The sequence below is a fragment of the Plectonema cf. radiosum LEGE 06105 genome (genome assembly GCF_015207665.1).
In the GTDB taxonomy this organism is placed as follows: Bacteria; Cyanobacteriota; Cyanobacteriia; order Cyanobacteriales; family Nostocaceae; genus Rivularia; species Rivularia radiosa_A.
Genome location: NZ_JADEWL010000047.1, coordinates 1 through 15,400, shown reverse-complemented (window position 1 = coordinate 15,400; position 15,400 = coordinate 1). Strand labels below are relative to the sequence as shown.

At 36.3% G+C, this 15,400-nt stretch carries 12 protein-coding genes; 7 read left to right on the top strand and 5 right to left on the bottom strand.

The window, feature by feature from the left end; translation table 11 throughout:
* The first annotated feature begins 53 nt into the window (after positions 1-53).
* The gene (locus IQ247_RS15275) at positions 54-1,310 is read left to right on the top strand and encodes a 3'-5' exonuclease (protein WP_228059768.1); all 1,257 of its coding nucleotides are present in this window, start codon (positions 54-56) and stop codon (positions 1,308-1,310) included.
* 1 nt (position 1,311) lies between these two features.
* On the opposite strand, the gene IQ247_RS32605 is transcribed toward IQ247_RS15275, so the two are convergent.
* Positions 1,312-1,449 carry a hypothetical protein gene (locus tag IQ247_RS32605; RefSeq protein WP_228059767.1) on the bottom strand — a complete coding sequence of 46 codons (138 nt, stop codon included), beginning with the start codon at positions 1,447-1,449 and terminating at the stop codon, positions 1,312-1,314.
* 730 nt (positions 1,450-2,179) lie between these two features.
* Between IQ247_RS32605 and IQ247_RS15270 the strand changes: the two genes are divergently transcribed.
* From IQ247_RS15270 to IQ247_RS15250, 5 genes are all read left to right on the top strand, one after another.
* Positions 2,180-3,619, top strand: coding sequence for an esterase/lipase family protein (locus IQ247_RS15270; RefSeq protein WP_228059766.1), 1,440 nt, complete (start codon positions 2,180-2,182; stop codon positions 3,617-3,619).
* A 40-nt stretch (positions 3,620-3,659) separates the two neighbouring features.
* Positions 3,660-6,710, top strand: a complete 3,051-nt coding sequence (locus tag IQ247_RS15265) for a caspase family protein (protein WP_193921368.1) — start codon at positions 3,660-3,662, stop codon at positions 6,708-6,710.
* A 39-nt stretch (positions 6,711-6,749) separates the two neighbouring features.
* Entirely contained in the window at positions 6,750-9,503 is a 2,754-nt protein-coding gene (locus IQ247_RS15260) for an NACHT domain-containing protein (RefSeq protein WP_193921366.1), read from the top strand.
* A 90-nt stretch (positions 9,504-9,593) separates the two neighbouring features.
* Entirely contained in the window at positions 9,594-10,772 is a 1,179-nt protein-coding gene (locus IQ247_RS15255; protein WP_228059765.1) for a glycosyltransferase family 2 protein, read from the top strand.
* A gap of 298 nt (positions 10,773-11,070) precedes the next feature.
* On the top strand, positions 11,071-12,681 hold the full coding sequence (locus IQ247_RS15250; protein ID WP_228059764.1) for an ABC transporter substrate-binding protein: 1,611 nt from the start codon (positions 11,071-11,073) through the stop codon (positions 12,679-12,681).
* Between the two features lie 14 nt (positions 12,682-12,695).
* On the opposite strand, the gene IQ247_RS15245 is transcribed toward IQ247_RS15250, so the two are convergent.
* From IQ247_RS15245 to IQ247_RS15230, 4 genes are all read right to left on the bottom strand, one after another.
* Positions 12,696-13,316 carry a pentapeptide repeat-containing protein gene (locus IQ247_RS15245; RefSeq protein WP_193921360.1) on the bottom strand — a complete coding sequence of 207 codons (621 nt, stop codon included), beginning with the start codon at positions 13,314-13,316 and terminating at the stop codon, positions 12,696-12,698.
* A 381-nt stretch (positions 13,317-13,697) separates the two neighbouring features.
* Complete coding sequence (locus IQ247_RS15240; RefSeq protein ID WP_193921358.1) at positions 13,698-14,207, bottom strand: hypothetical protein; 510 nt, start codon at positions 14,205-14,207, stop codon at positions 13,698-13,700.
* 70 nt (positions 14,208-14,277) lie between these two features.
* Positions 14,278-14,451, bottom strand: a complete 174-nt coding sequence (locus tag IQ247_RS15235; protein ID WP_193921356.1) for a hypothetical protein — start codon at positions 14,449-14,451, stop codon at positions 14,278-14,280.
* A gap of 6 nt (positions 14,452-14,457) precedes the next feature.
* Complete coding sequence (locus IQ247_RS15230; RefSeq protein WP_193921354.1) at positions 14,458-14,631, bottom strand: ribbon-helix-helix domain-containing protein; 174 nt, start codon at positions 14,629-14,631, stop codon at positions 14,458-14,460.
* A gap of 246 nt (positions 14,632-14,877) precedes the next feature.
* Here IQ247_RS15230 and IQ247_RS15225 point away from each other — a divergent pair.
* On the top strand, positions 14,878-15,400 hold a 523-nt coding region (locus tag IQ247_RS15225), incomplete at its 3' end, for a hypothetical protein (RefSeq protein ID WP_228059763.1).

The window sequence follows — 15,400 nt, the reverse complement described above, 5'->3', positions numbered from 1 at the left end:
AAGTGCGATCGCATGATTCATTTAAGTGCGTAAATAATTAGCGCGATCGCATTTTGTTCACAACTTTCACCCGTAACCTAGCGGTGGATATTGAAGCGAACTTACGTAAAATCTGCTCCACTGAAACCATGCGACGTATTAAAGTTGAAAATATCGACGCTTGGGTAGCATCTTTTCTAAAAAGTGAAGGAATTACTGCCAAAATAGTCTATGACGAGCAAGTTGCAGAACTGTGGGAAAAAGCTTACACCTGTCAACCAGAAGCTCCGTCACTTAGTTTAGAATTTTACAAAGATGAATGGCGCGAAGTAATTCAAGCTAATAAAATAAACTCCCTCAAGCAATATCTCAAGATTACCAGAACCGGACGAGGTACCAGATTAAATCGCGCCGAAAGAGCAGCTATTTGGCAAGTATTTGAAGAATATCGCTCCTTACTGCAACAAAAAGGCTGGAAAGAAAGCGAAGACGCAATGAGCGACGTTTGCAGTCTACTAAAAAATAAACCCGGTGAAACTTTACCCTTCAAAGCCGTAATCGTAGACGAAGCCCAAGATATGAGCCAAGCAACTTTTTCACTGATTCGAGAAATAGTTCCACCTAAAGATACTGGTAATGATATCTTTATTGTTGGCGACCCCCATCAGCGTATTTACGGTCGCAAACTGGTTCTTAGTCGATGCGGTATAGATATTCGAGGGCGATCGCACAAGCTCAGAATTAACTATCGTACTACTGATGAAACCAGAAAATGGGCAACTAATGTACTTGAAGGGGTCACAGTTGACGATTTAGATGGGAATCAAGATGATTTGAAAGGATACCGTTCATTACTCCACGGAGATGAGCCAATTATACGCGGATTTTCTAGCTTTAGTGAAGAAATTGCATTTATTAAAACATACCTCCAAAAACTAGAAGAAGAAGGTAATCCCCTTTCTAATAGCTGTATAGTTGTCCGTACAAATAAATTAGTTAATCAATATATATCAGTTCTGAACGAATTAGGAATAAAAACCCAACAAATCAAACGCAGCCAACCAGACAACTTATCTCAACCGGGAGTAAGAGTTGCCACAATGCATCGAGTTAAGGGATTGCAGTTTGAATATGTTGTTTTAGCTGGAATTAATGATAATTATTTACCTTTACAATCCGCTTTAAAAAATGCTTCCGACAAAGCAGCATATAACGCCATAGTTAATGCGGAGCGTTCCTTAATTCATGTGTCAGCGACTCGTGCTAAACGATGCGTTACGGTTAGTTATTATGGGGAACCTAGTTCATTGATTCCGGATGTTAAGGTTTGAATTAACCTTGGGGAAGTAAGTTATGGCGCGATACTGCACGTAACCCGTAGCCCGATACTGCTGAGATAAAGATTAGGTATGCCGAAGTGGCGGTTAGCGGAGCGGCAGGCATCGGCGTATCAGCGTTACGACAACTCATCTTAGTTAGCCATGATTTGGTAAAGGAACTTGTGCGATCGCACTCACCATAAAAAATTATCTTCGTCTTGGAAACCTTGAACTTGGACGAATGATATTTAACAAAGCGATTGAAAGGAGGGTAATGAATGTTTCAGGCGTTATTGACGGTAACGTGTCTGTCATTAAGGAAGGAGATTCTCTCAAAACAAGCTCAGATGATTGTAGAGTGGCTGCGGACTTGGATGGGTTCCTAAATCATCGGACTGATGCTTAGAAGAAAAGTTTTTTGCAGATAGACTTAGTACTTATTTACCCACGGGAAAGGTATTTTCATCTACTTCAAGCAACTCTCTTATGAACTTTGATTACAAAATTGACTCAAAACTGCATAAGTTACTTTTGATTGCACCTATATATATTATTTGCTTACTTTAAATAAAGATTTAGGGAATCTATCTAAAGAGATATTTTTTAGAGAAAAACTTTACTTGTAGTACATTTCTTGACAAAACTATGTGATAATTAGCTTGGTTACGTAAAATACACAAAGATAAAACATTATCACTAAAACTCTGTTATTTAATTCATCTGAAGGTTATAGTTTTTGGTTTTAGAATTACAAAGCTGGCAGATAAGCACTTATGAGTCTTACTGCATATGTATAAATCATTTACATCTATTACTAATCAACACAGCGCAAACGACTTGCATTACTACCATTATCTTTTTTAAAGATTAGGAGAAAGAGTATGCCAAAAACGCCGATGAGAGATATTGTAGTTGTTATTCCTGGAATCACAGGTAGTGTTCTCCGGAAGGATGGCAAAGATATCTGGGGTGTTTCGGGAAGGGTTGTAGGATCGGCATTATTTAATCGTAATGATTGGATTGAACAACTCAAGCTCAATGGTAATGATGATCCAAAAGCAAACGATTTAGGAGATGGTATAAAGGCTTCTCGAATAATAGAGATACCTCATTTAATTCCAGGATTAGCTAAGAGTATTGGTTACTCCGAACTCTCAGGTCTAATAACTAATAAGTTTAATGTAATAAAAGGTGATATTTATAACAACGACAAGCCAGCCAATTTTTTTAAGTTTTACTATGATTGGCGACGCGATAATCGTGTAACTGCTCGATTACTCAAACGCTTGCTGGATGAACGGTTAAAGCAATGGCGGGAATACACAGGTATTAAAGATGCCAAGGTAATTCTTTTGGCACACAGTATGGGTGGGTTAGTCTGCCGTTATTACGTAGAAGTATTAGAAGGATGGCGAGATTGTAAAGCTTTGTTTACCTTTGGTACTCCCCACAGAGGGTCAGTTAAAGCAGTTAATTTCCTCGCGAATGGATACAAACAACTATTTCTTGAATTAACAGAAGTTATGCGTTCTTTGACTTCTATTTATCAATTATTACCTATTTATGAAACGCTACAAATAGGTAATGAGTATTATAGAATTGGAGAAACTGATAATCTTCCTAATATAGATAAAACAAGAGCTGCAGATGCTTTGAAATTTCATCGAAAAATTGAAGCTGCTGTTAAGATAAATATAAAAGATGAAAACTACAAAAAGGATTTTACAACTATTCCTATAGTCGGCATAAAACAACCTACTTTCCAATCAGCATTGCTAGCAAATGGAAAGCTTAGTGTAAGTGAAAAATTACCAATAAAATTGCAAAGTAGACCAGATTTAAGTGATGGTGATGGGACAGTACCACAAGTATCTGCCATACCCATTGAATTATCTAATAGTTTAAACAACAATTTTATTGCCGAAACCCACGGTTCGCTACAAAATCAAAGTCAAATTTTAGAAAATTTATTTAATTGTCTTAAATTTAGTCAATTTGATTTAGCAGGGGTAAGAGCGCAACAACCAGCGATTAGTCTTTCCCTTGATGACCTTTATTTACCCTCCGAACCCATCGAAATACGTGGAAGAGTAATTAGTTCCTCTCCAGCTAATGAGAAATTGAAAGCAATAATCACATCTGTTTCTCATTCAGAAACTGCACTTAATCTCGATTTTAAAGAGCAAGAAAAAGAATGGACATTAGCTATTGATGCTTTAAAACCAGGACTTTACCTATTGAAAGTAGAAACGGAAAAATCCGGGGAACAATTTCCTACTCCCGTTCATGATTTGTTTGAAGTTACTGGTGTGAATAGTTAGGAATTGTATGTAAAGTAATTACGAGTTGAAAGAACAGAAAATGAGCGAACAAAAAAAATTAAATCCCAATTTATACGCTTTACTAATTGGAATTGACTACTATTTACCCAATCTCTTATCAAGTGGGATATCTTACACAAGCTTGAAAGGGTGTGTCAACGATATTAACGATGTAGAACAATTTCTTCTGCGTCAACCCCAAACACCGACAAAGATTTTTAAATTAACTGCTTCTAATCCAGAATCGAATATTTCTGAAATTCGTCAAAGTTCCAAGCCACCCACCTACAAAAACATTGTCGCACAGTTCCAGGAACTTACAGAAACAGCAGCACCAGGAGATTTGGTATATATCCAATATTCAGGTCATGGGGGACGAGCAACAACCAACTATCCCCAAATCAAGGGAAAAAAGGGGCTTGATGAAGGACTTGTTCCCACTGACATTGGTACTAAAGAAGGGCAATATCTCCGCGATTTGGAACTAGCTATACTCCTAAAAAAAATGGTGGATAAGGGGTTAGTCGTCACAATTGTGCTGGATTGCTGTCACTCCGGTGGTGCAGTGCGAGGAGGAGATACAGATATTCGCGGTTTAGATACGATTGATATGACTTCCAGACCACTATCAAATCTGGTGGCTTCTGTGTCAGAATTAACTGAAAATTGGTTATCTTTAACACGAGAACAAGCAGGAGAATCAGGAGTAACTCGTAAAGCAACTGCCGTTGCTAATATCTTACCAGAAGTCAAAGGTTATGTATTATTAGCTGCTTGCCATCCTTCGGAATTGGCTAAAGAATATGCTTTTAATGTTAGTAAACGTAATGGTGCGCTGACTTATTGGTTGCTAGATACTTTGAATCAACCGATGCCGGGAATGACCTATAAAATGGTACACGATCGCATCAAGGGCAAAATCAAAACTCAGTTTCTCGAACAAACACCGATGTTGATGGGTGAAGGTACGCGGCTGGTGTTAGGTAGCGAATACGTTCTCACCGAGTATGCAGTTAATGTTTTACAGGTGGTGAGGGGAAACACCACTAGATTACAACTTGAAGCTGGTCAAGCACAGGGCTTACGTAAAGGGGCAGAGTTTGCAATTTATCCTCGCGGTGTAGTTAATTTCGGTCAAGTAGAAGAAAGAATAGCAGTAGCAGAAATTACAGAACTGGGAGCGACGGATTCTTGGGCAGAAGTAAAAACTATACTTCGCCCTTCACCAGCTATCGAACAAGGAGCGCAAGCAGTATTAACCTCTGCACCCGTGAAGCTAGTGCGGAAAGTGCGGTTGCTCAAAGAGAATGATTTATCCCAAGAAAATAATCAAGCCTTGCAAGCCGTGGAAATGGAATTAAGTTCTAACGGTTGGGTGGAGTTGGTTGGGGAAGAAGAAGCTGCCGATTATCAAGTAGATATCAAAAAAAATAAAGTAGATGAAGTGATTTATGAGATATGCGATCGCGCTGGTGCCCCCATTATTCTTCGACCTGCTTTAAAAGTAAATGGCAGTACTTCTGCTCAGAAGGTAGTGCAGCGATTGGTACACCTGTCTAAGTACCAGGCAATACAGGAAATGGATAATCATGATACTAGTTCTCCTTTAAGAGGGAAAGTATTAGTAGAATTGCTAGGTAAGCAAAAAGATTACGAGTCATCAGATAAACCGCAACCGGAACCATTTACTAACCCTAGCGATCCAGAATTACAGACGGGTGAATACTTGTTCTTTAAAATTCGCAATAACTATTCGAGGGTAGTTAATGTTGTTGTCTTGGATTTGCAGCATGATTGGGCGATCGACCAAGTATATCCCTCAAAAGAAGATTATATTTGCCTCGATCCCCAACAAGAGGAGTTGATTTCACTACAAATGAATTTAGAAGGGGAAGATCGAGTTGAGGATATTTTAAAAGTTTTTGCCACCATTGGTACGGCTAATTTTCGTTGTTTGCAATTACCATCCCTAGATGAACCACTTCCACAACTAGGAGCAGCAAGAAGTGGCAGCGCTTTAGATGAACTTTTGATGGCGTTTGCTGCCGAACAGCCACCAATTCGTAAAGCAAACCCAGTGGCTTTTCCTAGTCGTGAGTGGACAACGGTACAATTCGGAGTGAAAGTCAAAGGTGATAATTATCAAAATAACCAAACAGAAGATACACCAATCAATCACTCCTCAAATATGATGCTTAGAAAAATCTTAATTTTGGCAGCCAATCCCCATCGCGATTTAGACCTATCCCAAGAAATAGAAAAGATTCGAGAAGCATTACAACATCCTCAAAACCGCGAGCAATATGAATTGGAAGTAAGAGAAGCAGTGCGTCTTAGCGACTTGCAACGCCTACTATCTGAAGTAAAGCCCGAAATGGTTCACTTCTGCGGACATGGTAGCGGAAGCCAGGGACTAGTTTTGCTGAATGATGTAGCAGAGCAACAGTTGGTGAGTACCAAAGCTCTTAAAGATTTATTTAGACTTATTAATAAAGAGAATACAAAGGATAAAGTAAAATGCGTACTGCTTAATGCTTGTAATTCCAACGAACAAGCTGAAGCAATTAGCCCGTATGTTGATTATGTTATTGGTATGCAGCAACCAATTCGAGATGATACTGCAATTGCTTTTGCAGTGGGCTTTTATGAATCACTGGCTTCTGGAAGAACGATTGAATCTGCCTACGAATTTGGTAAAAATCGCATTCAAATAGAAATTAATCGCACAAATTCTTCTACACCAAAATCAGCAATTATTCTCGAACATTTAAATCCCGTAATCTTGAAAAAGCAGAAAGATTCTAAGATGCTTAACAAATCAGACAAAGACGAACTTATAAAACTCTTAATATTAAGGGATATTGCGTATGATGATCGAAAAGCATTTTGTCGAAGTATTGGCATTGAGCAGCCAGGTCAACTTCCATTTATTAACGGGAGGGAGGACAATCTATTCGCCTCAGCACTGATTAATCATTTAAATGAGATAGCTAAAATAGATTCTATTTGTGAACTTTGCAGTAAGCTGAAATCTACGTTCAGTGGAACAGAACATATGCAAGTTTTGGAAGATGTTATAGCCAAACTATAATTAGGCTAATTAGTTAAGTAAAATACTTTCTAGATTGATATGGCTTTTAAATTAAACAAATCAGATAAAGACAAACTTATAGAACTCTTAAGATTAAGGAATATTGCGTATGATGATCGACACGCATTTTGTCAAGATATTGGCATTGAGCAGCCAGGTAAACTTCGATTTATTAACGTGAGGGAGGACGATCTATTCGCCTCAGCACTGATTAATTATTTAAATGAGATAGCTAAAATAGATTCTATTTATGAACTTTGCAGTAAGCTGAAATCTACGTTCAGTGGAACAGAACATATGCAAGTTTTGGAAGTTATCAGAGGCAAAGTTGCTATTTCCAATGAACAAAATTTTTCTGCGGCTAGTAAATTTTTATTTACAATGGTTAAGAAAATTTGGGAGGATTCTTCCGTTAACGAATTCATTGAACTGAGTTCTAAGGAGGTAATAGTACCAGGGAATGAAGCCCAAAATGACATACAACGTAGAGATATCAAAAGTTATCAAAGTGTTTACACAATAAACATCATTATTAATCAGATTATTAAGGAACAAAAAAACGTAATTTTATTAGGTGAACAAGGCATAAATAAAAAAAAGTTTTTGCGAAAACTAAACGAAGAGTTAATTAGTAAATATAAACCGAACGAAACAAGAATTCCTGTACACTTAGATATTTCCAGTTTTAACTCAGACAAAGGGACATTTGTTGAGTGGATGAAATATTACTTACCTAAACGTTACAATCTCAACAAATATACTTTTGACACACTAGATTCTGATGGCTATAAAAAAGTAATATTTTTATTTTCTGGCTTTGAAAAAGTAAATGAAAAAGAACAGGGTTATTTTGTGAAAGAGTTAAAAAAAATTACTGGAGATGGTAAATATGATATTAAGTTTGTTATTACCAGTCGAGAAAAAGAAAAATTACTCGATCCAGAATTAGTCTCTTTTACTGATACATTTGCGCTTGAGTTGAAACCTCTTGATCAAGAGCAAATTATAACATATTGGCAGGAACATTTTCAGAAAAATGACCAGTCTCTTAATGAATTGCAAAGGTATATACAAGGTGAACTTTCATTAACAGAATACCTAAAATTACCTCCCGATCTAATTTTTTTCACTGAAGAATATAAAGATGCACCAGATAAAGATCAATTTATAAGACAATATTTATCCAATCCAGAGAGACAAAAGACTCTAGTAGTTTCTAAAATTAAAACTACATTTAAAGATGAGAATTGGAACAAAGATAAGTATCCACAAAAAAAAGCTGAAAAATGGTTACATTGGCTATTAAAACAATTAACTCGTGAAAAAACATCAGCTTTTTATATTTTTTATATTGAGGATATACAGCCTAAATGGTTGTTTGCAGCAAATCCTCAAGTAGATGATTTTAAATGGTTTGAAACAGAATTGTTTAAAAAAAATATTTATTTTGTAGGACTTGGATTGATAGTAGGACTTATATGTGGTTTCTCTACTGGGTTACTATCCGATATACTCAATTATGCTCCTAGAGCTAATGTAAATCTAATTAATTATATCTTTTTTGGTTCAATATCTGGAATGATATCTGGAATGATAGCTGGAGTATTAGCATCTAAAATAGAATATGTGTCTACTATCAATTCAAAATCTACATTTATAGTTGCAACGATCGGATTGATATCTGGACTGATACGTTGGCTAAGTAGTAAATTAATAGAAATAGATCAAGTTCAACCTTTAGATTTAATAATCTTTGGAATAATAATTGCAATTGTATTTTATAGGCTAGATCCTAAACACATAAAAGCTGTAGAAAGTGTTGAATGGTCATGGACAAAAGCGGGAGAAAAATTACGTGTTGGAATGATATGTGGAGCGTTATCTGCAATATCTATGATAATAATTGCAATAATATCTAAAGTAATAGGTTTGAATCCAGAAAATTTTCAAAGTTATTGGTTAAATAATTTTTTAGAAAAAGTTTTTTATTCTGACAATCAACAATCTTTGGGTACAGATATTACTATATTTTCAAGCATATTAGGATTATTGCTCTATTCTGTTTTACAATTGTTAATACTTAGAGATTACATTTCGAGAATAAATAATAGAGTTCAAAATCTATCTAGTTTTTTCTTAATAAATCGAAAATACTTAGGCTTAATAATTACTGTTTTGAGTAGTTTTTTATTTGCTATTACTATTAATATGTTTATTAAAGAGCCATTAAATAATACAAAAGAGTTATTGCCTTTACTTATTAACCATTTTGGCATTCTTAACACTACAATATGGGGATTACTAACTTTAGAGATATTTGTTGGGGTGCAAATTGCGATAGCATTAGGAGTTCAAACAGATAATAACAAGTATCAAAAAATAGAACCTAATCATGATATAAAAAAAGCAGCTAGAAATGCTATTAATATATCAGTTTATACTGCTTTAACTTCTTTTATAATAAATATATTTGTTTGGTATATCTATTATCATATATCTGATTTTATTTGGTGGATTTATTATAGACCAGAAGATGTTTATGGTGGAGTTTGGTTTGGCATAATAGTTGGTTTAATGGTTGGCATTCTCAGTGGATTGCTTAATGGAGAAAATTCAGGTTTGGTTTGCATAAAACATTTTGTTTTACGTCTTATTCTTGTATTATACGGCTGTATTCCCTGTGATTATGTTGGTTTTCTGGACTATTGTGCTAAGAAAGGTTTATTAGAGTACATTGGCGGTAGTTATGAATTTAGTAATAAAGATGCGATGATGAATAGTTTAGAAAAATAAATCTAAACTAATTATTGAGTAAAAACTAATTGTTTGATAGATTATTAGTAGATATGGGGTAATTAAAACTTGATCCTGCTCTTATTTATTTTGATTTCTTTGCTCAATTTGATTAATTATTTAATTTCTTTGCGACAAGCAATAAGGGACATACCTCAACTAGATCCATCAAAAAATGAAACAGATTATCTTCTTAATTATGAATTTCCCAAAGTTTCAGTGATTGTTCCGGCATATAATGAAGCGGATAATATAAAAAATTGCATTTTATCTATTTTAAATAGTACGGATTTATCGGTTGATAAGCTTGAAGTCTGGGTTGTAGACGATCGATCTACTGATAATACTTTAACTATTCTCAATCTGCTTGAGCAAAGTCTTAATGATTCACGTTTGAAGATTTTGCCAGGGCTAGATCGACCAGCTGAAGAAATATGGACAGGTAAAAATTGGGCTTGTGCTCAAGCTGCCCTACGAGCGAAGGGAGAGTTTTTGCTTTTTATTGATGCTGATGTCATGCTAAAGCCAAAAGCAATTGAAACAGTTGTTCAAGTAGCAAGATCGAGTCAAATAGACTTGTTGAATTGTGTATCAGCATTAGTTTGTAAGTCTTTAGCAGAATGGCTAGTTCAGCCACTAATGTTTATTAACCTGCTTGTTTCTTTGAATTCCAAGGCACTAAAAGACCCCAAAAAAAACGCAGCTTTTGCAATAGGATCTTTTATGCTATTTCGGCGCTCTGCTTACGATCGAGTAGGTGGACACCAAGCAGTAGCCAATTATGTTGCTGAAGATGTAGCTTTAGCTCGATGTATTAAACAAAGTGGTCTAAAATTACAACATATGCTAGGAGGATATTTAGCCGAATTAAGAATGTATCGCTCTTGGGCAACACTATGGGAGGGTTGGACTAAAGTTTTATACTCCGGTTCTCAACGGAACTTGTGGTTAATGATATTGTTAGCTGTGTTAATGCTGAATATTTACTCAGTTCCTTGGCTAGTATTAGCGATTGTATTTGGTAAAAATATATTGATTGGATGGAAAATTATTGATTTTTTTACGATTTGTTTGGCTTTAAGTGCTATTTTCTTCCAATACAATTTGCGAAAAATAGTAGCAAAAGCACTTCATTCTTCTACAAAATATTGGTGGCTCAATAGCTTGGCAGGTTTGTTAGTTGCAGTTATTGCCATTGCATCAGTGGTTAAAACTGAAACAGGCTGGGGTTGGACTTGGCGAGGTAGATCGCTTAAGCTACATAAGTAAGTCGGGGAGCAGCGCGATTTTGTGAGATTAGACAAAAAACAAGCTATAATTGTTGCTGACTTACCAGTCTAATTTTGCACATAGCGTCAAAAGTCAGATATATCTGGGACTTTTGTAAGAGGTCTAATTTTTATAAAAAATAATTAATCATAATACATACAAATAAATTGGAAGTTGTTGTATTTTATATATTAAAATACAAATAAAAAATATACTATTATATATGAGTTCTAATGGAAACAATCAATTCAGTTTAGCAATCTCGATATTGTTATTCTTGTCCATTACGTTACTACCATTGACATTAGTAGGTATTATTGCTTCGCTTAATTACAAAGATAATTTTCCTATTACTTTCGGTGAAAAAACTTTAATTCCTGGAGAACCACTTTCAACAAAAGAAGAAGGAATGAAGTATGTAAAAGAGAAAAAATGGCAACAGGCAGCTAACTCTTTTAAAGAATCGCTTAAAAAAGCTCCAAATGATCCAGAGACACGAATTTTTCTTAACAATGCTAAAGTTCAATTAAATAAAGCATTACCCAAATATACTATTGCCGTATCTGTACCGATTACCAAAAATAACAACGATCAAAATAATGCATTAGAAATTTTACGTGGTGTTGCTCAAGCTCAAGATGAAAATAATTCCAATGAGTCAAGTAATAGATTTTTATTGAAAGTAAAAATCGCTTCTGACAAAAACAATCCTGAAGACGCTAAACAGATTGCTACAGCCTTAGCTAAGGATTCTGAAGTATTAGGTGTAGTCGGTCATTATGCGAGCGATGTCACCATAGCAGCAAAAAGTATTTATGAATCCAGAGAACTTGTAGCCATTACTCCCATCAGTACTTCTATTTGTCTTACAAAAACACCGCTTTCTATCAAGTCTCCTATTTGTAAGAACCAAAATTACGATCGTTCAAACGGCTCAAAGACTTATGTTTTCCGGACAGTTCCTAGTGATACTCAAACTGCAAATAAATTAGAAAATTATATAAAGCAAAATTGGAATGAAAAGAAAGTAGCAGTTTTTTTCGATTCTAATAGTGACTACAGTAAATCCCTTAAGTTTGAGTTCAAGAAAGCTTTTGAAGAAGCAGGAGGAAGCATAACAGAAGAGTTTAACTTGTATGAGCAGAATTTTAATCCTGCTCAGAGCGTAGAAGAAGCGGTTGAAGATGGTGCAGAAGTACTGATGTTGGCATCCAGTACCAATACTCTTGAACAAACAAAAAAGGTAGTTAAAGCATCTGCACAACATGAACTCAAAATTATAGCAGGAGATGATGTTTATACCCCAGATATTTTAAATATTGGAGACGAGGCAATTGGCATGGTAGTCGCAGCTTTTTGGCATATCGATCGCTCTAATACTAATAATGAGTCATCAAAATTCGTCAATAAATCTAAAGAACTATGGGGTGGTGCTGACGTAAACTGGCGAACTGCCCTTGCTTATGACGCAACACAGGCTTTGATTGCTGCAATCGATAGACAACAAACTCGAAGTGGAGTAAAAGAGGAACTCAACTTAGGAGCATTTTATGCTTCTGGGGCTTTTGGTAAGATTGAGTTTGAACCGTCAGGCGATCGTAAGAATTCTCCAGTACAACTTGTGTGTGTTGTTAGGAAGAATAACAATAATTACGAGTTTAATATTTGTACATATCCTGAACAATTGCCTAAGATCGGCATATTACGGACCAATTCAGATGGCGAAAACGTTAATATTCGTGAACAATGCACGCGAAAAAGTAAAGTAATCGTCTCACCACCTTCAGGCACTGAAGTTAAGATAACAAGTAAACCCCTAAAGCAAAATGATGGATATAGCTGGTATCGCGTAATACACGACAATAAAGAGGGTTGTGTGCGGGATGATGTCATCACAGAAAAAAAATAGGTCCAATGCTAGTTTCAAAGATGAAAAAAAGGGTTCTTGTGATAGCATTGATAACTGAAAATTAAGCGATTTTCTTGAGAGTACCAAGGAGTGCGATGTTTACACAAGTAGGCTACAGCTATAGTCACAGCAAAGGTTGCAGCAATAGTTAACGTTGCAGCAATGGAAAATACTCCAGCAATAGCAATAGTTAATGCTTCATCGATAAAATAGGCAATAGCGAAAGCTGCGATTCCACCAATAGCCACAGCGAATGCTCCAGCAACTGTTGCGGTATTTACTTCTATTCCAAAACGAATAATAACTCTAAGATAGACAATTAGTACAAATAAACTTGCCCAGCCAGCGATTTTATATAAGAAATGGTCATTATTAAGTATCAACGACGATACCATAGCACCAGTAAAACCAGAGAAAAACCCCGATAATCCCGCCAGTAAACACGAAGCTATGACAATCACAATAGCCCAACGTCTTTGCAGTCCAGCTTTTGCATAAATAAACTTTGTCTCCCGAAGAATTGCACCAGTAAAATTTGTACTGCGGATATCTGCGTAGCTAAAGTCAGCACCTGTAAGGTCTAAACCTTTGAAAGAGCGTCCTTGGAGATTTTGACCGGAGAAGTCCTGCGGCATAACTGCGTCAGTTGTCAGCTAATATTTTTACATTATTGTTATTATTTACCATTATTTGGTATTTATTTATAATGTTCGCCCATCTCAAAAAAGTGCGATACGGGTTCACATAGTGCGGCTGTGCGTCACTACCGCTATTCTGGTTTATTTGTATTCAAAGCCTAGTACCGCTGCGCGGAAGTCAAAAGTCAAAAGTTAAAAGTCAAAAGTATTATAAGATACGGATTTAAAGCTTTTGATATGGGTGCTAAATTTACGCTATCTTGTACTAGGATAATTTACCGAAAGGAAACAGTTTCCGTTCGGTAATGTAGAAGTTAGGAAATAGTTTGGCTAAATATTTTCAAAATAACAATGAAGCTTTTTATTGGTTGATTGCTGCTACGGCTTGACTACGGGATACTGAGCAACAAAATCTTCAACAGGCATCTTTAATTTAACAGAAAATATACGCGCAGCTTGGTCATTTACAGGTTGCCCTCCTAAAACAGCCTGTACTTGTGCCGGAGTAACCTGACAATCATTTGCCATTTCAACTAGTTGCTTTTCTCCCATGCCTTTGTAATTCAGCAGAATATAAGCATTCATGAGTTCGGGTATGGTTGGCGAATCCTTGTGTATTCCCGATTGCATTATTTCTTTTTGACCAATCCCAACGTTTAACAGCTTGTTTTCTGGCGGAAGCTGTTGTTTTCCTACATACCACTCAATAAAGTGAATCAAGGCATCTTTCATGTTCGTGCCATTCATCGCAGTCATTCCCTTGAACTGCGTTCTTAGTGCATCTGGCAACTCTAAGCGATAAGCGCTGACATCGGATTTGCTTCTACTTGTAGAAGCAACAAGTCTATTCAATGGTGGCTTGAACCAATCAATTAAAGCCTTCTCCACTTCTGGGAGTAAATCACGACAAGAAACTTTCAGCCAAGCAATTCTGATACCTTCTATCCTAGATAACTTCTTATAACGATGGTGTCGAAGCCATCGTTATAAGAGGGTTAATTGATTGCCCGATATACTGAATTTCTCCAGTAGAGTCTATAGCAAAATAAATACAAGGCGTTTTAGGGAGTTGCGCTCGCATTTCCAATTCTACTGAAGGTAATTCAGAAATATTAATTGTAGATGGGTTCACCTGCTTTTACTTTTCCTTATTTTTTTGCGGCGATATTTCTCCATTTTCCTTGGCTTGTCTTATAGAAGTCTCTATCAAGAAAGCAGCAAGATTTGCAGTTGGTCTTCCTTGGGAATCAGCCCACTGCTCTAGGTCTTCAAATACTGAATCAGGTAAAGTCACAAAAACCCTTTTACTCACGGTGTTTTACATCAAGTCTCGTTTTCCCTTCCATAGTACAATTAAGCTTCGCTGATTGAGCCATTTACTACTATTAAGTAGTGATTAGTTATCAATTCGTTACAAATAATTAGCTTATTTTACTACTGTTAGATTATAATACTAAAAACAAGCGCCACAATTTTATAATCTTGCGGCGCTTGATAGGACAAAAATAACTTAAAAGCCAAAACCCCCCGCGAAGACTAGCAATCAAGCTCGGAGGGTATGGTTTCCCAATCAAATCAAAGGGATACTTCTATTATGCACAAGATAGCTTCAGGCGACAATACCCAAAACGTCTACCCCCCATTTGTATTCGCCACAAACTTTGATTATTCTCGGTTTGAGAATCCCCAGCTACAAAGCAAAGCTAAAACCACGCTCAACCAATTCATTGGCTTCGTCCGCCGAACCTTCGATGGGTTATTAGAAAACGGAGAAGCATTAAACTCAATTTATCAAGACTGCCTTGCCCATTGCCCAAAAGGTAAAAAAGTATTCGATAATTGGCTAGCATCCGATGATTTCGGAGCATCCCGCTACATAGCGTATAGCGCAATAGAAATTTACAATTGGTTTTCAAAACTACCGAAGCGTTTACAGCGTCTAGTACGCGCTAATGTTCAGAAATGGAGCGTATCAGCGCTACGTCAACTAACCAAAGTTAGCAATGATTTGGTAAAGGAATTAGTACGTAACGGAAAGCAAGCAGCGGCACAGATTAAAGAGGAGGGGGAGAGGGGAAGAG